The following is a 19,906-nucleotide window of genomic DNA, read 5'->3' as shown; positions in this document are numbered from 1 at the left end:
CGTATCGGCGATTGCTTGATGTGTCCGCTGATTCATGGGCGCGTTTCAGCCCGTCTCAGGGTTCTCTCTGTCAGCAGTTCCGCGGCGTTTGTCAGGAGGTGTCCGGCCACCGCTTCGGGGGTGCGGGCGGTCCACGCGGCCAGTGCGGTGCCAACCGTGGCGCGGTTGAAGTGGGTCAGTTCCGGGTCGCACGGCAGCTGGTGGTCCAGCGGCCGCACCGGTTCGCCGGCCGGTGTGCGGCGGGCGGTCTCCCGCGCGTACCGGCGGAACACGTCGGCCGTGCGCAGGCGGCCGTCCGCCGGTGGTTCGGTGGCCGGGCCGCCGAGGAGGTGTTCCTCGATGTGCCGGCGCCGGTGTTCCGGGACGTCGGCGAAATACCGCTGTTCGCGCAGGAGTCGGTGCAGCAGGCCGGCCCGGGCGGGGAACAGGGTGCCCCGGCGGAGGACGCGCGCGGGGACGCCGAGGGTGCCGTGCCGTTCGGTGGGTGCCCAGGTGACGTCGTCGTCGCCGGCCCGCGCGAGGGTGTCCTTGAGGGGGTCGGCGAGCCGGGCGGCGGGGGCGCAGGCGGTGAGCGAGGTGGAGACGAGGAAGGCGGCGCCGAGCGCGAAGGCGGTGGCGGCCTGTTCCGGTGTGCCGGCGACTCCGCACAGGCCCACGTGCACGGGTTCGGGGCCGGGGCTCCGGGCGGCGAGCAGGGCCACGGAGGGCAGCAGCTGGTAGGCGTCGGCGCCGTCGTCGTGCCAGCCTCCGGGAGCCTGGACGGCCAGGTCGGAGGCGACGGGCAGCTCGCGGGCGGCGTCGGCCTCGCCGGCCGACAGGCCCCCGGTGCGCACGAGTTCGGCGAGCAGGGCCGGGGCGGGCGGGCGCAGGAAGGCGGCGGCCTGGTCGAGTCCGGTGACGCGGGCGAGGACGTGCCGGGCGGCGACGGGGGTGCCGGCCGGGCCCCGGTGGGCGCCGGTGAAGCGGAAGCGGACGAGTGCCGCGTCGGGGCCGTGCGGGTGGCCGGCCTCGACGTGCCGCACCCCGTGCGCGAGCAGCGCGGTGACCTGTGCGTCGGCGTCCGGCCCGGGACGCAGTCCGATCCCCCACCCGGACCGGGCCGCCTCGCCGAGGGACGCCTGGTCGGGGCCATCGGCGACCGGATCGGTGAAGGCCGCGAGCCCCGCCGTCCGGGCGGCCCGGCACACCTCGTCGCCCACGGCCCCGTCCCCGGTCCCGGACACGACCCAGGCCAGCTCGGTCCCGTACCGCTCCTGGAACCGCGCCGAGCCCAGCCGCTCCCGGGCCACCTGGACAGGGCGCCGCCGCGTCCCGCCCGTGTCCTCCCGCGTCCCCGGCACCGCCACACCGCCACCGCCCCGCTCCGGGTCCGGCACCGTGTCCCGCCCGTTCCGCGTCGCCGGGACCACCTCACCACCGGCGGCCGCGCCCGTACCCGACCTCACCACAGCACCCGGAGTCTCTTGCGGTGGCGGGAGTTCGGCCCGGGCCGTCGCCCACAGCTTGGTCAGCACGCTGCCGGGCCCCAACTCGACCAGTTCCGTGACACCTTGGCCGACGAGGTGGGCCAGGCTGTCCCACCAGCGCACTCCCTGGCACATGTGTTCGCGCAGCCGGAGGGCGATGTGGTCGGCGCGGTGGGGGCGGGCGGTGACGTTGGAGACGACCGGGACCCGGGGTTCCCGGAAGGTGACGGTGTCGAGGACGGCCCCGAGTTCGTCGGCGGCCCCGGTCATGTAGCGGGAGTGGGCGGCGACGCTGATGTGCAGGAGCACGCACTTGCCCGCGCCCTCCCGGCGGAGCACGGGCGCGAGGGCGCGGACGGACTCCTCGGGGCCGGAAAGGACCGTCTGCACAGGCGAGTTGTGGTTGGCGACGTCGATGTCGTCGGCGCCCTCGCGACGCATGACCTCCCGCAGCCGCTCGACGCCGAGTCCCACGACGGCGAGCATGCCGCCCCCGCGCGCCCGGCCCATGATCTCGGCGCGGGCCACGACGAGACGCAGCCCGGTCTCGAAGTCGAGGGCGCCGGAGGCGTAGAGGGCGGTGTACTCGCCGAGGCTGTGTCCGATCATCCAGTCGGGCTGCGGCTCGCGGGCGGCGCGGTCGAGGTAGGTGAGCGCGCCGATGGTGTAGAGGACGGGCTGCAGGACGCGGGTATCGCGCAACGCGGTCTGGTCGGCGCTGAGTTCGCGGACCGAGCGGCCGAGTACGGCGTCCGCGCGCGCGAGCGTGCCGGGGTGGCGGTCGAAGAGGCCGGCCCCCATGTCCTTGCGCTGAGAGCCCTGGCCGGGAAACGCCCATGCGACGCTCATCGGCGGCCTTCCCGCCGCTCTACCGGGCGGCGCGCGGGCCCGGTGCTCACCGCTCCCACGGGAAGCGCCCCTCGGCGGCGAAGCGTGCCATGCCCTCGCGGACGCCGGGCTGGGCGGCGAGCCGGGCGAACTCGGTGACCGCGCGCCGCTCGGTCTCGGCGGTGACGGGACGCAGCGCGGAGAGGTACCCCTTGGCCTCCCCGATCATCCGGGCGTCGACCTTGGTCAGCCGGGACAGCAGCCGGCGTGTCAACGGGGCTGGATCCGGCGAGAGTTCGTCGGCCAGTCCGCGGTCCACGGCCTGCTGGGCGGTGAGCGGCAGCGTGGTGAGGGTCATGGTGCCGGCGGTGCGCAGGCCGGTGCGGCGGGCCAGGAACGGGAGCACGCTGCACGGCAGCAGGCCCCACAGCGCCTCGGGGAGGCTGAACACGCCGCGTTCGGTGGTGTGGACGAGATCGCAGGCCGCGGCGAGCCCCACGCCGCCGCCCGCCACCCGACCGTCCACGCAGGCGAGGGTGAGCCGTGGCACCTCGGTGAGCCGCCGCAACAGCCCGAAGAACGCCGACCCCTGGGACGACCCTGGGTCCGTGTCCCGCTCGGGGATCTCTCCCGCCGCCTCGGCCATGTCCATCCCGTTGCAGAACACCTCACCCGGCGCGTCGAGCACCACCAGCCGGCAGGTGTCGGACTTCTCGGCGCCGTCCAGGGCCTCGTGCAGGTCCGCGATCAGGGCGGAGTCGACGGTGTTGCCGCGCTCGGGCCGGCTCAGGGTGATCCGCACGACGGCGGGGTCCTGGTGCCGGACGCGGACGGTGCCGTGGCTCATCGGTCGGTCAGCTCCAGGAGTAGAGGCGGTGGAAGTTCTCGATGCGGTCGAGCATCAGCAGCCCGGCTCCGTCGAACAGGTCGCCGTACAGGTCCGCGTAGGGCTTGGTGTCGACGTCCAGGTCCCGGACGCCGAAGGCGCGGTCGCCGCCGAGTTCGGTGACGGCGTCGTACTCCTCCATGGTCAGTGCCCGCCGGGCGTCGAGGGCGGCGCCGATCCGCATCCGGCCGGCGGTGGCCGCCGCCTCCTCGCCGAGGACGCCGCTGAAGAACTCCGAGCCGCACCCGGAGCCGTAGGAGAACAGCCCGATGCGGCACGGGGTTTCGGGGTCGCCGTGGTCGAGGAGGGAGCACAGGGCGAGGTACAGCGAGGCGGAGAAGAGGTTCCCGACCCGGGAGCCGTAGTGCAGGGTGGGGGCGATCCGGCGCGCGAAGTCCTCGGCCGCCTCGCGCGGGCCCAGCCCCTTGTGGCTGCGCAGCAGTTTGCGGTGCGCGCCCTTGACCATGCCGGCGAACGGGGTGTGCAGCACGAGGTGCTGGAAGCTGTCGACCACGTCGGCGCCGGCCACCCGTTCGCGGTAGGCGGCGAAGCTGCGCTCCAGGCAGGTCATGTACGACAGCAGGGACACGTCGGAGTCGACGTAGTCGAGGTCGGGGCGGGGCCGCAGGGTGTCCATCACCTCGAAGGTGTGCAGTCCGCTGGCGCCGGGATCCAGTTCCAGGACACGCGGTGCGCGGCCGACGAGGAGGGCGACGGCGCCGGCGCCCTCGGAGGGTTCCCAGTAGGTGCCGCGGGCCGCCGCGCTCGGTGCGTCGGCGGCGATCACCAGGGCCTTGGCGGTCTCGACGGGGGTGGCGGCGACGATGCCGGCGGCGGTCTGGAGGGCGGCCGTACCGCCGTAGCAGGCGTGTTTGACCTCGAAGGAGCGGCAGCGGGAGCTGAGGCCGAGGTGGTGGTGGATGTAGGTGGAGATGGGTTTGCCGAGGTCGAGCCCCGACTCGGTGCCGACGACGAGGAGTTCGATGGCGTCGCGTTCCTCGGAGCTGAGCCGGTCGAGGAGGGGCTTGGCCGCGTTGACGGCGTTGGTGACCGCGTCCTCGCAGGGCAGGTTGACCGACTTCTGGCGCATCATGAGGTTGTCGAAGCGGGTCATGTCCAGGCCTCGGCCCCGGAAAAGCTCCGCCACGTCGAAACAGGCGCGTGCCACATAGGCGTTGATCGCCTCGATGCCGACGGCCATGGTCGCTCCCGCGGTCGGGGGCCTGCCACCCGGGCCCCGGCTCTCCCGGTTGTAGCCGTCGCGACCGTCGCGGATCTGCTCACTTTTGCACGGCGGGGCCGTTTGGGTGCGCCGCAGGCTCGGCGTGCGCCGCCGAATCCCCGGCGGCCGCGCGCCGACAGCGGGGAGGCCGCCGTGCGCGAGGGGACACCGCCGCCGCCCCCCGTCGCCCTGCACCACGCGGTCACCGGCGCCCCGCTCGCCCATGTGTGGGCCGCCGCCCCGGACGCCTACGGCGACACCACCCTGCTGTCGGCGGAGGAACGGCACCGAGCCGAGGCCTTCCGCAGGCACCAGGACCGGCGCCTGTTCGTCGCGGCGCGCACCCTGCTGCGGACCGCGCTCAGCCGCTCTGTGCCCGAAGTCCCGCCCGCCGACTGGCGGTTCACGACGGGCCCGCACGGCCGTCCCGAGCCCGCCGGGCCGCACACCGTGCCCCGGCTGCGGTTCAGCGTGGCCCACGCCCCGGGTCTTGCCGTCTGCCTGGTCTGTCCCGAACTGGACTGCGGTGTCGACGTGGAGGTCACCGACCGCTCGGTGGACCCGGTACGCGTCGCGCGCGCCATGTTCCATCCCCGGGAGGCCGCACGGGTGTTCGCGGCTCCGCCCGCCGAACGCGGCGCCGTGTTCCTGCGGCACTGGACGCTGAAGGAGGCGTACGGCAAGGCGCGCGGCCTAGGCTTCCTGCTGCCCCCGGACTCCTACGCCGTCACCCCGGACGCCTCCGGTGGGCCCCGGCTGGCGGCGGCCGACGACGACGGCCGGCTCTGGCAGTTCGCCCAGTGGCCGCACGGCGGCCGGCACCTCCTCGCGGCGGCGGTACGGCGGTGCCACGGGCCGGACGTGACGGTGGTCCGGCATTCCGGGCCGCCGTGACCCGGGTCAGGACACCGTCTGCCGCGGCATCTTGATGTCGTCCCGCAGGTCCTCCCGCAGGTCCGAGCGCAGGGGCTCGGGCAGCCCGGCCAGGTAGAAGTGGTCGCCGTCGTACACCCGCATCCGGAACGGGCCGTCGCTCGTGGTCTCCCACAGCCGCAGTTCGAGCGGGGTGACCTCGGGGTCGTGGTCGCCGGTGAACCCGGACAGCGGGCAGCGCAGCCGGGGGCCGGGCAGCGGCCGGTAGCTCTCGTTGAGGTGGAAGTCGGCGCGCAGCGCGGGCAGGAACATCCGCATCAGGTCGCGCTGGCGCATCACCTCCTCGGGGGTGCCGCCGAGTTCGGCGACGACCCGCAGGAAGTCGTCGTCGGCGAGCCCCGCGAACGGCGGCCGGCGGGCCGCGAGGTGCGGGGCGCGCCGCCCCGAGACCAGCAGCCGGCGCGGGGCGCGCGCCGGGTCGTCCTGGAAGCGGCGGGCGACCTCGTAGGCGATGGCCGCGCCGGTGCTGTGGCCGAACAGCGCGTAGGGCCGGTCGAGTTGAGGGGCGAGGCCCGCGCAGAGCGGACCGATCAGGTCCGCCATGCTTCGGAAGGCGGGCTCGGCGACCCTGGTCTCGCGGCCGGGCAGGATGACCGGGCACACCTCGATCTCCGGCAGCAGCAGCTCCCGCCAGGGCCGGAAGAAGCCGCCGCCGCCACCGGCGTGGGCGAAGCAGAACAGCCGCAGGGGTGCGTCCGTGGTGGCGTCGCCGCTCTTCAGCCAGGTACCGGTCACCGCTGTCCTTCCGTTCGGTCGGGTCCGGGGCGGGCGGGCCCGGTCACTGGTCGGTGCCGTCGGCGGAGCGGAGCACGGCGTGGCCGTACGCGCCGGTCGCCGAGACGGCGTTGACGAGCGCCCGCAGCGGCGCGCCCGGGGTGGCGGGCGTCCAGGGCCGGGCGGTGTCGGTGACCGTGAGCCGGGTCCAGTCGGGCAGTTCGGTGCGCCGGGGTGCCACGGCGGTCGGAGCCAGGGTGCGCTCGCGCAGTTGCAGGAGGACCTTGGTGAGCTGGGACAGCCCGGAGGCCGCCTCCAGGTGCCCGATGTGCGGTTTGACGGTGCCGACGAGCAGATCCCCGGTGGTGCCGGGCGGGCGCAACGCGGCCAGCAGGGCGTCCAGTTCGGCGGCGTCGGCCAGCAGGGCGCCGGATGCGGCGCACTCGGCGTACCCGATGTCGGACCCGTCGAGTCCGTGCCGGTGCAGCATGCGGGTGAGGGAGCGGGCGAGCGGGTCGGCGGCGGGCATCCCGAAGGGGCCCGGCCGCCCGGCCGCCCCGGTGCCGGTCGCCTCGACGACCGCGTGCAGCACGTCCCGGCTCCGCTCGGCGTCCCGCAGCGGGCGCAGCAGCAGGGCGCCCGCGCCCTCGCCGGGCGACCAGCCGCCGTCCTCGGCGCCGAAGGCACCGGCGGACGGCCGCTCGGCCGCCAGGCCGAGGTCGCGCAGCAGCGCCAGGTGGTAGGGGTGGGCGACGACGTTGACGCCCGTGACCAGCGCCGCGTCGCAGTTCCCCTGGCGCAGGCTGGTCGCGGCCAGGTGCAGGGCGGTCAGCGAGGAGGAGCAGGCGGTGTCCACCGCGACGGCCGGGCCCTCGAACCCGAGGCAGTGCGCGATCCGCGCGGGGAGGTCCGAGACCGCCCCGGCCTGGCGGGCCGGTCCGCCCGCCCGCCAGCGGGCCTCGCCCGCCTGCCGGTGGTCGTGCCACATGGCCGCCGTGAACACCCCGACCCGCTCGCCGTCCCGGGTGAGGCTGCCGGGCGTGTGACCGGCGTCCTCCAGGCACTGCCACACCACGGGCAGCAGCAGCCGGAGTTGGGGGTCCAGACCTGCGGCCTCCTGGGGCGAGATACGGAACAGCCGGCCGTCGAACCCGTCCTCGCCGCGCAGATAGCCGCCGTACGGCCAGGCCTCCGCCCGGTCCGGTGCGGTGCCCGCGGCGGCGGCGAGGGCGGCCGACCGCTCGGCGGGCAGCGGGCCGAGCGTACGGCGCCCGGAGCGCAGGTTCTGCCAGAAGTCCTCCAGGCCGTCCGCGCCGGGATAGCGTCCGGCGGCGCCGATGACGGCCATGTCTGCCGGCGCCGGCCGCGTCTCTGCGCTGACGTGCCGCTGCCGGGCCGGCCGGACCCGCCCGGACTCCCCCTCGGGCAGCGGGCCGGCGAGGAAGGCGTGCAGCAGCCGCTGGCCGGGATGCAGCCGCAGGGCGTCGCGGACCCGGTCGAAGGCGAGGCTTCCGACGGCGCACAGGCCGACGCCGCTCTCCCGCTGCCCGCTCATCAGCAACTGGCCCAGATAGCCGGCCTCGACGGCCAGGTACAGCTCCGACTCCGCGCCGTACAGCGGCTCGATGCCGCGCGGTTCGGAGACCAGGTACACCTCGAAGGCCGCGCGGTCGAACACGGGGCGGTTGTAGGCGAAGTGGACGGTGCGGTCGATGCCGGGCTCGGCGGTGACGCGTTGCAGGGCGTGGTCGTCCGGGCGGTGGTAGTAGAGACCGCCGGGGACGCCTTCGACGGCGCCCGGCTTGACGTGCAGGTAGACCTGTACGGCGTAGGTGTCCCCGGCGGAGGCGTACAGGCGGCGCGGGCCGTCGCCGCTCGGCCGGGCGCGCAGGGCGGCCAGGAAGCGGAGGAAGCCGTCGTGGGCGAGCGGGCCGGCGGCGAAGTCCCGGTGGGTGGCTCGCTCCTGGTACCGCTCGGCGGGCGGCAGCGGTCCGTCGAGCGGGAGGAGGGGTTCGTCGTCGGAGCGCCGCCGCAGGTGCCAGGCGCCCGACTTGAAGCGGTCGCGGTCCTCGGCGGAGAAGAACTCGACGGCCTCCGGTGCCGTTTGGTGCTTCTCCTCGGGCACCGGCTCCTTCTCGGCCACCGGCTCCTTCTCGGCCACCGGCTCCTCGTCGTCGCCGTCTCCCGCCAGGTGGCGGGCCATTCCGGCGACGGTCGGCTCGGCCAGCAGGGCCGAGACGGGGATGCGGCGGCCGTAGCGGGCCCGCAGCGCCGAGGAGAGCTGGGCCAGGGTGAAGGAGGTGGCACCCTGGTCCCACAGGTCGAGCGTCGGGTCCAGTTCGGGCACACCGATCAGGCCGGCCAGCAACGAGCCGATCTCCGCCGCCAGTTCACCGGCGGGCGGGAACACGGAGCCGGTGCCGGAGCCGGAATCGGAACCGGTGCCGGTGCCGGTGCCGGTGCCGGAGCCGGAGCCGGTAGCAGGCGGCCGCACGGGTGCCGGGGTCTCCGGCTCGCCGGGCGCGGGCAGCGGCCACGGCAGGGCGTCCCGGTCCAGCTTGCCGTTGCCGGTCGCCGGGAAGGACGGCAGGAACGCCACGAAATTCGGGACCATGTAGTCGGGCAGGGCCCGGGCGGCGTGCGCGCGCAGCTCGGACACGGCGGGCCGGACGGTGCCCGGTTCGGCGAGCAGGTAGGCGACCAGGCGCCGGTCCCCGCTGCCGTCCGGCCGGGCCACCACCACCGCGTCGTGCACGGCGGGGTGTGCGCGCAACCGGTGCTCGATCTCGCCGAGTTCGACCCGGAAGCCCCGGATCTTCACCTGGTGGTCGCGCCGCCCGAGGAACACGAGGACGCCGTCGTCGCGGAAGGCCGCCCGGTCCCCGGTGGCGTACATGCGGGACTCCGGGCCGCCCGCGAAGGGCTCGGGGACGAACCGCTCCCGGGTCAGTCCGGGCTGCCCGTGGTAGCCGAGGCTGAGGCAGTCGCCGGCGATGTAGAGGTCGCCCTCCTCGCCGGCCGGACAGGGCTCCAGGCGCTCGTCCAGCACGTAGTAGCGGGCGTTGTCGATCGGCGTGCCGTAGGGGATGCTGCGCCACTCGGGGTCGACGGTGCCGACGGGGTACCAGTTGGACCAGACGGTGGCCTCGGTGGCGCCGCCGAGACTGATCACCCGGGCCCCGCCGAACACACTCCGCACGTCGTCGGGCAGGGACAGCGGGATCCAGTCGCCGCTGAGGAAGACCAGGCGCAGATCCTCGGTACCGGGATGGCCGCGGTGTTCCCGCAGGAGCGGTACGAGCCGGGCCAGGGTGGTGGGCGCGGAGTTCCAGAAGGTGACCGGCTCCCGCAGCAGGGCCTCGACGAGCAGCTCGGGGTCGCGCTGCTCGGCCTCGTCGGCGAGGTAGACGCCGCCGCCGTGGCCGAGGAGGCCGAGGATGTCGAAGACGGACAGGTCGAAGCCGAGGGAGGTGACGCACAGCCCGGTGTCGCCCGGACCGAGGTCGAAGGTACGGCGGCACCAGTCGAAGAGGTTGTGCAGCGAACGGTGCGCCACCACCACGCACTTGGGCCGCCCGGTGCTGCCGGAGGTGAACAGCCGGTAGGCCACCGAGTCCGGGCCGGTGACGGGTTCCGGGTCCCCCGGGTCGGGCAGGCCCGCGCCGGTGGTCCCGGGCGCGTCCAGGTCGAGGACGTCCACGCCGTCCGGGACCTGCCAGCCGGGGCCGCCGGCCGTGACCAGCAGGTGCCGGGTGCCGGTGTCCTGGAGCATGCCGTGGGCGCGCTCGCGGGGCAGCCCGGGGTCGACGGGGACGTAGGCGCCACCCGCCTTCAGGACGGCGAACACGGACACGGCCATCGCCGGGCCGCGCCGCACGGAGATGCCGACGGAGGTCCCGTCGCCGACGCTGGCCCGGCGCAGCCGGTGCGCGACCAGGTTGGCCCGGCGGTTGAGTTCGCCGTACGTCATGGTGCCCTCGCGCCAGCGCAGCGCCACCGCGTCGGGACGGCTGCGGGCCTGCCGTTCGAAGAGCAGGTGGACGGGGCCCTCGGCCGGGTAGGGGCGGGCGGTGTCGTTGACGGCGTACAGGAGGCGGTGGCGCTCGGCGTCGGCGAGGGTGCCGCCCGTCGCCGGGCCGTCCTGGTCGCCGTCCGCCGCCGGGCCGTCCTGCGGTTCCGTGTCGCCGGTCTCCCCCGCCAGGGCGGTGAGCAGATCGGCGTACTCCTCGAACGCCCGGTCCAGCGCGCCGTCCGCGAACCGTTCGTCCAGCGCGTCCCAGGCCAGGTGCAGCGAGGTTCCGTCGTCGACGGTCACGCAGTCGAGGGCGACGTCGGTGGTGGCCGTGCCCGCGGGGCCGGGGCGCACGCCGGCCGGCAGGGGGTGGGCGGAGACGTCGAGCACGGTCGTGAACACCACGGGGTGCTCGAAGTCCGCGTCCCGGCGACGCCGTACGACGAGCGAGCGCATCTCCGCGAGTCCGGCGCCGCCGCCCCGCTCCAGGTCCTCGGTGAGTTGCCGGTGGTAGGCGCGGGCGAGGTCCGGCAGGGCGGTGCCGGGGGCCGGTGAGCGGGCCCAGGTCAGTTCGGTGAACTCGGCGGGGCGCTGGGCGTCGGCGCCGGTGAAGCAGACCACGGGCAGCGCGAACGGCTCGTCGTACAGGGCACCGAGGGCGGTGCAGTAGGCGGCCAGCAGCGTGGCGTCGAGGCTCACCCCGTGCCGGTCGGCCCAGGCGGCGAGGGCCGTGCGGTCGGTGAGGAGGCGCTCGCGGCGCCGGGGGCGGGTGGGGTCCTGCGCGTCCCGCAGGGGCGGCCCGGCGGGCAGGCCGGCGAGCCGGTCCCGCCAGTGGGCGCGGGCCGTCTCGGACACCGGCCGGGGCGCGCGGGGCAGCCGGGTCGGGACCGGCGGGGCGCCGGCCGGGTCGGCGTACCGGCGCAGCAGGTCGCGGGCGAGCAGCACGATGCTGCGGGCGTCCCCGACGAGCAGGTCGACGGCCAGGTGCACGGTGGCGGGCCGTCCGGGTGCCCGCACGACCCTGAGGTCGGTGTGCGCTCCCCGGCCGAGTCCGAAGGGCCGGTGGGTCAGGTCGGCGCGTACGGCGCGGTCGACGGCGTCGGCGTCCACGCCCTCGGGGACGTCCAGGACCGGGATCCACGCGTCGGAGGGGGCCGCGGGCAGCACGCCGAGCGTGCCGTCGGCGTCGGTGCGCAGCCGCAACGCCTCGTGTGCGGCGACGAGTTCGTGCCAGGCGGCGCGCAGCCGCCCGAGGTCCAGGCCGGCCACGTGGAAGCTCTGGTGGTACTGGCAGCCGCGCCCGGTGCGGCCGTCGAGCCGGGCCACCAGGTACGCCTGCTGGAGTTCGCGGGCGGGCAGGACGGTGTCGGGCGCCGGCTCGCACAGTCCCTGCAGCAGCCGGCAGAAGCGGCCGAACAGGGCGTCGGGCGTGCCCGGCGGGAAGAGGGTGTCGGCGGTGTCCCAGCGGAAGTCGAGGCCGTCGTCGCGCTCCCGCATCTGGTGGTCGAGCGCGATGCCGGAGGTCTGGCCGACGACGTACCGCTCGTGGTCGGTCATGCCGCCCCGCCCGGCGCCGTCGAAGCGCAGGTCGAGCAGGCTGGTGAAGACGACGGGCAGCGCGGGCGCCCGGGTGCCGTGGGCGCGCAGCTCGCGCAGCACCTCGACGCTGCCGGTGTGCGCGTGGGACAGCGCCTCCCACACCCGCTGGTGGAGGGCGCGCGCGGCCTCGTCCGGCGCGGGCGCGGGGGTGTGCGCGTCGACGACGAGCAGGCAGCCGGAGGTGTAGGGGCCGACGAGTCCCTCGGCGGCGGCCGGCAGCCGGGGCCGGTCGGTGGTGGTCAGGACGAGGGTGAACGGATCGTCCGAGCCGGCCGGTGCCAGGGTCTCGGTGAAGGCGGTCAGCACGAGCGAGGTGGGCGAGACGCGCAGGTCGGCGGCGCGCGCCCGCAGGGCCGCCCACTGGGCCGGGCTGAGCCGGCCGCGGCGCGGGGTGCGCAGGTGGCCGTCGAGGCCGGGCGGCGGCTGCGGTGGTTCGGCGAGCAGGACGGGCGGGCCGCCGGGCAGTCCCTTGAGCCGTTCGGCGGCCCGGGACAGGGCGGCCCGGTGGGCGGCGGAGTCGCGGTGGCGGGCGAGCGCGTCCAGGGTGTCGCGGAGGGTGAACGGCACCTCGGGCAGCGGGTGTCGGTCGTCCGTGTAGGCGTGCCACCAGTGGTGCAGCAGCAGGTCGGTGCCGTGGGCGTCGGTGACCGTGCCGTCGAGGCTGAGGTGGACCACGGCGCGTCCGGCGGGCTCGCGGCAGATCTCGACCTGGAACGGCGGCCAGTGGCCCGGCGGGTAGCGGTGGTGGGAGAGCCGGCGGCGTACGGCGTCCGCCTCGGCCTCCAGCGCGTCCGGGTCCGGCGTCTCGTGGACGACGGGCGCGGGCACCCGCACGCTCTCCTGGACGTGCTGGTTGCGTCCGACGCCGGTGAGCCGGAGGGCGTCGAAGTGCTCCACGAGCCGCTGCCAGGCGCGGGCCAGGCGGTCGGTGTCCAGGGCGTCGAGGGCGAACTCGTGGTAGTGGTGGCAGCCGAAGGCGTCCGGGTCCAGCTCCGGGTACTTGCCGACGACGTACGCCTCCTGCATCGGGGTCGCCGGGACGGGCGCGTGGCGCAGTTCCGGGGTCGCCACCACCTCCACGGGCCCGGTGGCGCCGTCGCCGTCCCCACCCTCCCCGCCGTCGATCCGGTCGGCGAGGTCGCGCGGGGTGCGGCACTCCAGGAGCAGGGAGAGCGGCACCTCGGTGCCGAACTCGGTCTCTATCTCCAGCATCAGCCGGACCGCGGCGAGCGAGGAGAGTCCGGCGTCGGCCAGGTCGGTGTCCGGATCCAGTGGCCCGGCCTGGGTGACCAGGGGCTCCAGGATGCCGAGCAGTCGCTCACAGGTGGTGCCGGCGGTCACCTCGGCGGATGACACGGGGACGGGCTCCGCGGGCTTCAACGCTCCCCCTCGTCTCGGTGGTCTGTCTCAGCGCTGCCGGTTCACCACTGCCAGCGGCCCAGCACCGGGTACGGCGGCTGGAGCATGGGGTGGTCGTCGTCCTGGGAGGCCTTGGTGGTGAAGCCGGCGGCCTTCTCGACGTTGGCGGTGAACGCCTTGCGGAAGCGGTCGTCGTCGGGCAGTCCGACCTCGTCGGCCGACCGGAGCAGCAGGGTGACGAAGCGGTCGCTCTGCTCGGGGGTGATCCGCATGCGGGCGTGGGCCCGCAACAGGGCGATGAAGCCCCCGAGTTCGTCGGTGTAGCGGGCGGGGCCGCCGAGCATCTCGGCGAGGAAGGCGGTGAGGTGGTCGGCGTGGTACGGCGATCCGGCGCGGAACAGGTCACCCAGCAGCGGGTCCGCCAGCACCAGGTGGTGGAAGTGCTCCGCCAGCCGCCGCAGCGCCTCTTCCCCGCCGACGTGCTCGTACATCGTCGTCATGCGTCCGCCCCTTCGGTGTGCCGCTCGACCAGCGGGGACGGTACGCGGGGGTGCCTACGGCCTGCTGCTCAACTTTGTGCACGCCCGGACGGGTCGGGGTTCAGCTCCGCGTGCACCATGTCGACCAGTTCGGTGCCCTCGGGCGTCCGGAAGTCCTCGGGGACCTCGTAGTAGCCGCCCAGGGTGGTGATCACGTCCCGCTCGGAGTCGTCGTAGGGCTTGTCGGCGGGGTCCCGCCACCACCACACCTGGTCGCGGATCTCGTCCTTGGACAGCGGTCCGCTCAGGACGATGTCCCGGCCCTGCACCTTGCCGGTGATCCGCACCGGGCTCGTGTCCGTACCCACGCCTCGCGCCTCCTCTCGCGGAGGAGGCGCCCTCGGCACCTCTCCCCGGTCACGGCAGCGGATACCCGGGAAGCGCGCCCCTACCGCGCGAGCCGGGAAGCGTTACCGGGCGTCCCCGCGCACCAGCCCCGCGACCTGGGGCCCGACGGCCTCCCACACGGTGTCCGGCAGGTCGCCGAGTTCCGTGCCGCGCAGCGCCCGCAGGACCGCCTCGGGACCGGCGTCGGCGTCGGCGGCGCCGGTGGACACGTCGTAGCCGTCCCGTACGGCGACCAGGACGCGGCGGCCCGTGTCGTCGGCGTGCAGCGCGGAGGCGACGACGAGGGGCGGCGGGCCGCCCGCGTCCGCTTCGAGTTTGCGGTAGGCGGAGGCGATCGGGACCCGCCAGCGCAGGCTCAGCAACACGGGGCGTTTGGCGACCAGTTCGGCCAGGTCCGTCTCGTGCACGCCCTCGGAGTCCAGCACCGTGGCGCGGGCGTCCAGGACCAGGGCCGGGGGCAGCAGACAGCGCAGGGTGCTGCCGACCAGGTTCCCGCCGACGGTCGCGGTCCGCCGGACGGCACCGGTGCCCACGGAGCCGGCCGCGAGACGCAGCACGTCGGGGACCCGGCCGTCGATCCGGTGCAGGGTCACGGCGGCACCGAGGGTGTCCCGCCCTACGCCGTTCGCCTCCGCCAACTCACGCAGTGAGAGCGCCTGTTCGGGGAAGCCGTCGCGTTGCCAGCCGGCCCACACGAGGGTCGCCCCGCCGATCGGCACGGCCCCTTCGGCCAGACATTCCCGCGCTTCGGACACCGATGTGGGCAGACGCAACAGCACAGCGGCGGACCCGCCTTTCCGAGAACTGGGACGGCGTTGGCCACCGCCTCGCACACGGTGTCAGTGTGGTCGCCCGGCCGGGGGCGCGTCCAGGGCTCACACGCGCACGGTATGCGCCCCCGCGGATCGCCGGGCGCCGGTGAAATGCGTTGCACGCCGTCCCGCCCGCGCCCCTGGGGTGGCCGCGTGACGGCACAGATGATCATTCTCAACGGCGGTTCCAGCTCCGGGAAGACCGGCATGGCCCGCTGTCCCCAGGCCGTACTGCCGGGCAGCTGGCCGGCGTTCGGTATCGACTCGCTCGTCGACGCGCTGCCGGCGGCCCTGCGGACTACGGAGGGCGGCATCACCCTCGCCGACGACGGCGGGGTGGCGGTCGGCGACACGTTCCTCACCCTGGAGGCGGCGTGGCGCGAGGGCCTCGCCGCCATGGTCCGCGCGGGCGCCCGTGTCATCGTGGACGACGTCTTCCTCGGCGGCGCCACCTCCCAGGAGCGGTGGCGGAAGGCCGTGGCCGGCCTGGAGGTGCTCCGGGTCGGCGTCCGGTGCGCCGCCCCCGTCGCCGAGGGGCGCGAGATCGCGCGCGGCGACCGGATCCCGGGCATGGCGGCACGTCAGGCGGATTCGGTGCACCGGGGTGTCGTCTACGACGGGGAGGTGGACACGACCCGCACCGAGTCCCTGACGTGCGCGCGAGCCGTGGCGGCCCGGCTCGGCCGAGCGGAGGCGGGCAAGCAGCGGGTCGGCGCCGAAGGACTCCCCGGGGTCCGGGACCGGCGCCGTACCCCCAGGGCCATGGCCACACGGCACGGCCGAGGATGCGGGCGCCCCCGGTCGCCGCCATGGTGGAAGCGATGAGGGATCTTCCGTGGGTCGCCTGACCCTTCGCGCCACCGGCCGGGCCCGCCCGGAGCTGGTCTGGCAGCGCTATGTCCAGGTGGACCGGTGGGCGTCGTGGTCGCCGCAGATCAGGGCCGTGCGCTGCGTCGGGCGGCGACTGGCTCCCGGGCTGAGCGGCACGGTCGAGTCGGTGCCGGGTGTCCGGGTGGCCTTCCTCGTCGAAGCCGTCGACCACGAACAGCGCACCTGGACCTGGCGGGTGCGGTGGGGGCCGGTCCGGCTCCGTCTGCACCACGCGGTACGCCCGCATCCGCGCGGCAGCGCCACGAGCCTGACGATGACGGGTCCGTGGGCCGCCCTGCCGGCCTACGCCCCGCCGGCCCTGCTGGCCCTGCGCCGCCTGGTACGGCCCTGAGACCTCCTTACTCCGGTCAGCGCACGAGCGGGAGGAAGATCGTGTCGACGATCTCCTCCAGGACGTGGTCGGGCGCGGGCGCGAAGGTCGTGAGGAACTCGTGGCGCAGCAGGTCGAACGGGAGGGTCCTGACGCGTTCACTGAGGCGTTCCGGGTCGATCTCGCCGCGTTCGGCGGCGCGGGCGAAGAGCACGTCGGCGTTGTTGTCGCCGGCCGCGGCGAGGAGGTCGCCGGCGCTGGTGCCCGCCTCCTGGTAGTAGGCCGCCAGGTGCGCGCTCATGACGATGACGAGCTGGAAGCGCGTGGCGTTGATGGCCCGCATGAGGGTGAGGACGTCCTCGCGCAGGCTCCCGGTGTCGGGCAGGTCGATGCGCGAGCGCTCCAGGACGTGGACGATGGCCGCGCGGACCAGTTCGTCGCGGCCGGGCCAACGGCGGTAGAGCACCGGGGGGCTGGTGCTGGCGCGCTTGACGACGGCGTCCATGGTGAAGCGGGCGTAGCCGCTCGCGGTGAGTTCCTCCCAGGCCGCGTCGAGCAGTGCCTTCTCCAGTGCCGCGCCTCGGCGTCGCTCGGGCATCCACCCTCCCTTAGATAGAGTTGCCTTTCTTAGATTCCCACCCTACCCTGCCGACCGTAAGATACGACCCTCTATCTTAAGGTCCACGCTCATGAGCCATCCCGACACGACCGGAGCCCCGCCGACGGCGACGGCCCCCGACCGCCTCGACCCCGCCGTGTGGCGTACGGCGGTCACCGTCCTCGTCGGCGCCCTCGCCGTCGTCTTCGACACCACCATCGTCAGCGTCGCCCTCGACGACCTGGCGAGGGACCTCGACGCCCCGCTGCGCACGATCCAGTGGGTGAGCACCGGCTATCTGCTGGCCGTGTTCCTGACCATCCCGCTGGCCGGCTGGGCCCAGCAGCGGCTGGGCGGCCGACGCCTGTGGATGGCGTCCCTGTCGGTGTTCCTGCTCGGCTCGGTGCTGAGCGCGCTCGCCTGGAACGCGGCCGCTCTGATCGCCTTCCGTGTCGTCCAGGGCATCGGCGGCGGCATCATGATGCCGCTGACGGCCACGCTGATCATCCAGGCCGCCAAGGGCCGTGACATCGGCAAGGTCATGGCCGTCATCACCGTGCCGACGGCGCTCGGTCCCATCCTCGGCCCGGTCCTCGGCGGTCTCATCCTGCGGCTGGCCGACTGGCGCTGGATGTTCCTCGTGAACATCCCCTTCTGCGCCGCCGGCCTCTGGCTCGCCCGCCGCAACCTGTCCCCCGGCCGGCCGGCGGACGGCGGCTCCCGCGTCCGGCTGGACGTCGTGGGCCTGCTCCTGCTCTCGCCGGGAGTCGTCGCCGTCATCTACGGCCTCTCCCGGGTCGAGGGCGAGGCCGGCTTCTTGACCGCCGGGGTCCTGGTCCCGCTGACCGCCGGACTCGCCCTGGTCGGCGGCTTCGTGGGCCACGCGCTGCACCGCCCCGCCGGCGCCCTGATCGACATACGGCTCCTCCGGCACCGGGCGCCGGCCGCCGCCTCCGCCCTGCTCTTCCTCGGCGGCTTCGCCCTCTACGCGCCGATGATGCTGCTGCCCCTGTACTTCCAGCAGATCCGGGGCCACGATCCCCTCGGCACCGGGCTGCTGCTGATCCCGCAGGGCGTCGGCGCGCTCCTGGCCCGCGGCCTCGCGGGCAGCTACACCGACCGCTTCGGGCCCCGCCGGGTCGCCGTCGCCGCGTTCGCCGTCATCGCGCTCGCCACCGTGCCGTTCGCCCGCGTCACCGCCGGCACCAGCGAGATCCTGCTCATGGCCGCCCTGCTGGTCCGCGGCGTCGGCCTGGGCGCCGCCATGATCGCGCCCTTCGACGCCGCCTACGCCGGCCTGGGACACCACGAGATCGCCGACGCCAGCATCATCACCCGTATCGCCCAGCAGATCGGCGGCTCGGTGGGCATCGCCGTCCTCGTCGTCGTCCTCCAGCACGCCACCGGCACCGCCCGCACGGCGAGTGCCCTGGCCGACGGCTTCGGCACCGCCTTCTGGTGGTCGGTGGCCTTCACCGCCGCCGCGATCCCGCTGAGCCTGCTCCTACCGGGCCGCCGCGCGCCGGAGCCCGCCGCCGAGGACTGAGGCGATCACCGGGGTACCGCGCCCGCCGGCGGACCCGCGGCCCTGAGCCGCGGGTCGAGCGGGGTCACAGGCCGTCGTCCAGGCGGCGGACGTCCTCCTCGTCCCACGTCCGGGTGTCACGCGGCTGGGTGTACGGCTCGGCCTCCGGCGGGTGGCCGCCGGCGATGGCGCGCTGACGGACCGTCTCCGCGTCGAACTCCAGGCCGAGCAGGATCGCCAGGTTGCTGATCCACAGCCAGACCAGGAAGACGATGACACCGGCCATGGTGCCGTAGGTCTTGTTGTACGACGCGAAGTTCGAGACGTAGAAGGCGAACCCGGCGGAGGCGATCATCCAGATCAGCAGGGCCAGAAAGCTGCCCGGGGAGATCCACCGGAAGCCCTTGGTCTTGGCGTTCGGGGTGGCCCAGTACAGGATGCCGATCATCAGCGTCACCAGCAGCACCAGGACCGGCCACTTCGCGATCGACCACACGGTGATCGCGGTGTCGCCGAGCCCGATGGCGTCTCCGGCCCGGCGCGCCAGGCCGCCGGTGAAGACCACGATGAGCGCGCTGGCCACGGCGAGCACCATCAGCACCACCGTGACACCGACGCGCACCGGGAGGATCTTCCACACCGGGCGCCCCTCCGGCATGTCGTAGACGGCGTTGGCGGCCCGGATGAACGCGGCCACGTACCCGGACGCCGACCAGATCGCCAGCACGATGCCGACGAGCGCCATGAGCGAACCGACGCCCGCGCTGTCCTGGAGCTGCTCCACGGCCCGGGTGAGGATGTCCCGGGCGGAGCCGGGCGCCAGGTTCCGCAGGTTGTCCAGCACCTTGTCGGTGGTCGAGCGGCCGGCGACGCCCAGCATCGAGACCAGCACCAGCAGCGCCGGGAACAGGGCCAGGACCCCGTAGTAGGTGAGCGCGGCGGCCCGGTCGGTCAGCTCGTCGTCCTGGAACTCGCGCAGCGAGCCCTTCAGCACCGCGAGCCAGGCCGAACGGGGCAGTTTGGTCGGCGTGTCGGGGGCCGCCCGCTCGACTTCCTCGTCCGGACCCGCCTCGTCCGGCGTCGGCACCCGCGACGCCGGGTCCTCGTCGGCGGGAGGGTGCTCTTTGTGCCCTGGAAGATGCAGCTTCGCCATGCCCTCCCGAGTATCCCGACCGCGCGCGCTCACGCCCTCGGAGTGTGCGCACTCCCCCCGACGCGGTGGTTGACCCGCCCCCGGCGGTGGGATTTCATGGCGTCCATGTCTGAGGGAGCGCGGAAGTCGCCGGATCCGGTCCTGTCCTTCGCCACGCAGAAAGAGTGGGAGAAGTGGCTGGAGGAGCACCACGAGGACACGGCGGGGGTCTGGTTCCGGATCCCGAAGAACGGCTCCGGGGCCGACGGCGTCGACTACGCGCACGCGCTGGAGTCCGCCCTGTGCTACGGCTGGATCGACGGGCAGAAGAAGAAGCAGGACGAGCGGCACTGGTTGCAGCGCTTCACCCCGCGGCGGTCCGGCAGCAAGTGGTCGAAGGTGAACCGGGAGAAGGCCACCGAGCTGATCGAGGCCGGCCGGATGCGGCCCGCCGGGCAGCGCGAGGTGGACAAGGCCAAGAAGGACGGCCGCTGGGAGGCGGCGTACGCCTCGCAGAGCAAGGCCACGGTGCCCGACGACCTCCAGGCCGCCCTGGACGCGGCCCCCGAGGCCCGCGACTTCTTCGCCACCCTGGACAGCCGCAACCGCTACGCGATCCTGCACCGGGTCGAGGACGCCAAGAAGGCGGAGACCCGGGCGGCCCGCGTCGAGAAGTTCGTCGCCATGCTGGCGGAGGGCAAGAAGCTGTACTGATGCCGCGGCCCGGGTGCC

The 19,906-nt window shown here is 74.6% G+C and carries 14 protein-coding genes and 1 pseudogene; 5 read left to right on the top strand and 10 right to left on the bottom strand.

Annotated features, from left to right (window positions below):
- Positions 1-32 precede the first annotated feature (32 nt).
- The 3 genes from NX794_RS16355 to NX794_RS16345 are packed head-to-tail and all read right to left on the bottom strand — an operon-like array spanning position 33 to position 4,381.
- Positions 33-2,315, bottom strand: coding sequence for an acyltransferase domain-containing protein (locus NX794_RS16355; protein ID WP_258779272.1), 2,283 nt, complete (start codon positions 2,313-2,315; stop codon positions 33-35).
- 46 nt (positions 2,316-2,361) lie between these two features.
- On the bottom strand, positions 2,362-3,141 hold the full coding sequence (locus NX794_RS16350) for an enoyl-CoA hydratase-related protein (RefSeq protein WP_258779271.1): 780 nt from the start codon (positions 3,139-3,141) through the stop codon (positions 2,362-2,364).
- A 7-nt stretch (positions 3,142-3,148) separates the two neighbouring features.
- On the bottom strand, positions 3,149-4,381 hold the full coding sequence (locus NX794_RS16345; RefSeq protein ID WP_258779270.1) for a hydroxymethylglutaryl-CoA synthase family protein: 1,233 nt from the start codon (positions 4,379-4,381) through the stop codon (positions 3,149-3,151).
- 174 nt (positions 4,382-4,555) lie between these two features.
- Between NX794_RS16345 and NX794_RS16340 the strand changes: the two genes are divergently transcribed.
- On the top strand, positions 4,556-5,296 hold the full coding sequence (locus tag NX794_RS16340; RefSeq protein WP_258779269.1) for a 4'-phosphopantetheinyl transferase family protein: 741 nt from the start codon (positions 4,556-4,558) through the stop codon (positions 5,294-5,296).
- Between the two features lie 6 nt (positions 5,297-5,302).
- Here the strand turns inward: NX794_RS16340 and NX794_RS16335 are convergent, their stop codons facing one another.
- From NX794_RS16335 to NX794_RS16315, 5 genes are all read right to left on the bottom strand, one after another.
- Positions 5,303-6,070 carry a thioesterase II family protein gene (locus tag NX794_RS16335; RefSeq protein WP_258779268.1) on the bottom strand — a complete coding sequence of 256 codons (768 nt, stop codon included), beginning with the start codon at positions 6,068-6,070 and terminating at the stop codon, positions 5,303-5,305.
- A 43-nt stretch (positions 6,071-6,113) separates the two neighbouring features.
- Entirely contained in the window at positions 6,114-13,016 is a 6,903-nt protein-coding gene (locus NX794_RS16330; protein ID WP_258779267.1) for an amino acid adenylation domain-containing protein, read from the bottom strand.
- A gap of 65 nt (positions 13,017-13,081) precedes the next feature.
- On the bottom strand, positions 13,082-13,519 hold the full coding sequence (locus NX794_RS16325; protein ID WP_258779266.1) for a group II truncated hemoglobin: 438 nt from the start codon (positions 13,517-13,519) through the stop codon (positions 13,082-13,084).
- Between the two features lie 68 nt (positions 13,520-13,587).
- Complete coding sequence (locus NX794_RS16320) at positions 13,588-13,866, bottom strand: hypothetical protein (RefSeq protein ID WP_258779265.1); 279 nt, start codon at positions 13,864-13,866, stop codon at positions 13,588-13,590.
- Positions 13,867-13,968: 102 nt separating this feature from the next.
- Positions 13,969-14,685 (bottom strand): FAD binding domain-containing protein, encoded by a 717-nt coding sequence (locus tag NX794_RS16315; RefSeq protein WP_258779264.1) that lies wholly within the window; start codon positions 14,683-14,685, stop codon positions 13,969-13,971.
- 198 nt (positions 14,686-14,883) lie between these two features.
- On the opposite strand from NX794_RS16315, the pseudogene cpt reads away from it, so the two are divergent.
- Both cpt and NX794_RS16305 read left to right on the top strand, forming a co-directional pair.
- Positions 14,884-15,402 (top strand): annotated as a pseudogene (cpt, locus tag NX794_RS16310) (chloramphenicol phosphotransferase CPT); the annotation flags it as partial.
- A 151-nt stretch (positions 15,403-15,553) separates the two neighbouring features.
- Entirely contained in the window at positions 15,554-15,940 is a 387-nt protein-coding gene (locus NX794_RS16305) for an SRPBCC family protein (protein WP_309505997.1), read from the top strand.
- Positions 15,941-15,956: 16 nt separating this feature from the next.
- Here NX794_RS16305 and NX794_RS16300 read toward each other — a convergent pair whose 3' ends face one another.
- Positions 15,957-16,517: a TetR/AcrR family transcriptional regulator gene (locus NX794_RS16300; protein ID WP_258779263.1), complete on the bottom strand. Its 561-nt coding sequence runs from the start codon at positions 16,515-16,517 to the stop codon at positions 15,957-15,959.
- Between the two features lie 91 nt (positions 16,518-16,608).
- On the opposite strand from NX794_RS16300, the gene NX794_RS16295 reads away from it, so the two are divergent.
- Positions 16,609-18,063, top strand: a complete 1,455-nt coding sequence (locus NX794_RS16295; protein ID WP_258779262.1) for an MDR family MFS transporter — start codon at positions 16,609-16,611, stop codon at positions 18,061-18,063.
- Positions 18,064-18,127: 64 nt separating this feature from the next.
- Here the strand turns inward: NX794_RS16295 and NX794_RS16290 are convergent, their stop codons facing one another.
- Entirely contained in the window at positions 18,128-19,195 is a 1,068-nt protein-coding gene (locus tag NX794_RS16290; RefSeq protein ID WP_258779261.1) for a YihY/virulence factor BrkB family protein, read from the bottom strand.
- Positions 19,196-19,291: 96 nt separating this feature from the next.
- Between NX794_RS16290 and NX794_RS16285 the strand changes: the two genes are divergently transcribed.
- On the top strand, positions 19,292-19,888 hold the full coding sequence (locus tag NX794_RS16285; RefSeq protein ID WP_428985917.1) for a YdeI/OmpD-associated family protein: 597 nt from the start codon (positions 19,292-19,294) through the stop codon (positions 19,886-19,888).
- Positions 19,889-19,906 lie beyond the last annotated feature (18 nt).

The sequence above is a fragment of the Streptomyces pyxinicus genome (assembly GCF_024753135.1).
Taxonomy (GTDB): domain Bacteria; phylum Actinomycetota; class Actinomycetes; order Streptomycetales; family Streptomycetaceae; genus Streptomyces; species Streptomyces pyxinicus.
The sequence above is the reverse complement of the archived record's forward strand: the minus strand, read 5'-3'. Positions and strand labels throughout refer to the sequence as shown.

Excerpts from the sequence above, each read along its gene's own strand:
- NX794_RS16290 (WP_258779261.1), bottom strand. The coding sequence starts at position 19,195 with ATGGCGAAGCTGCATCTTCCAGGGCACAAAGAGCACCCTCCCGCCGAC.
- NX794_RS16350 (WP_258779271.1), bottom strand. The coding sequence starts at position 3,141 with ATGAGCCACGGCACCGTCCGCGTCCGGCACCAGGACCCCGCCGTCGTG.
- NX794_RS16300 (WP_258779263.1), bottom strand. The coding sequence starts at position 16,517 with ATGCCCGAGCGACGCCGAGGCGCGGCACTGGAGAAGGCACTGCTCGAC.
- NX794_RS16355 (WP_258779272.1), bottom strand. The coding sequence starts at position 2,315 with ATGAGCGTCGCATGGGCGTTTCCCGGCCAGGGCTCTCAGCGCAAGGAC.
- NX794_RS16325 (WP_258779266.1), bottom strand. The coding sequence starts at position 13,519 with ATGACGACGATGTACGAGCACGTCGGCGGGGAAGAGGCGCTGCGGCGG.
- NX794_RS16285 (WP_428985917.1), top strand. The coding sequence starts at position 19,292 with ATGGCGTCCATGTCTGAGGGAGCGCGGAAGTCGCCGGATCCGGTCCTG.
- NX794_RS16295 (WP_258779262.1), top strand. The coding sequence starts at position 16,609 with ATGAGCCATCCCGACACGACCGGAGCCCCGCCGACGGCGACGGCCCCC.
- NX794_RS16345 (WP_258779270.1), bottom strand. The coding sequence starts at position 4,381 with ATGGCCGTCGGCATCGAGGCGATCAACGCCTATGTGGCACGCGCCTGT.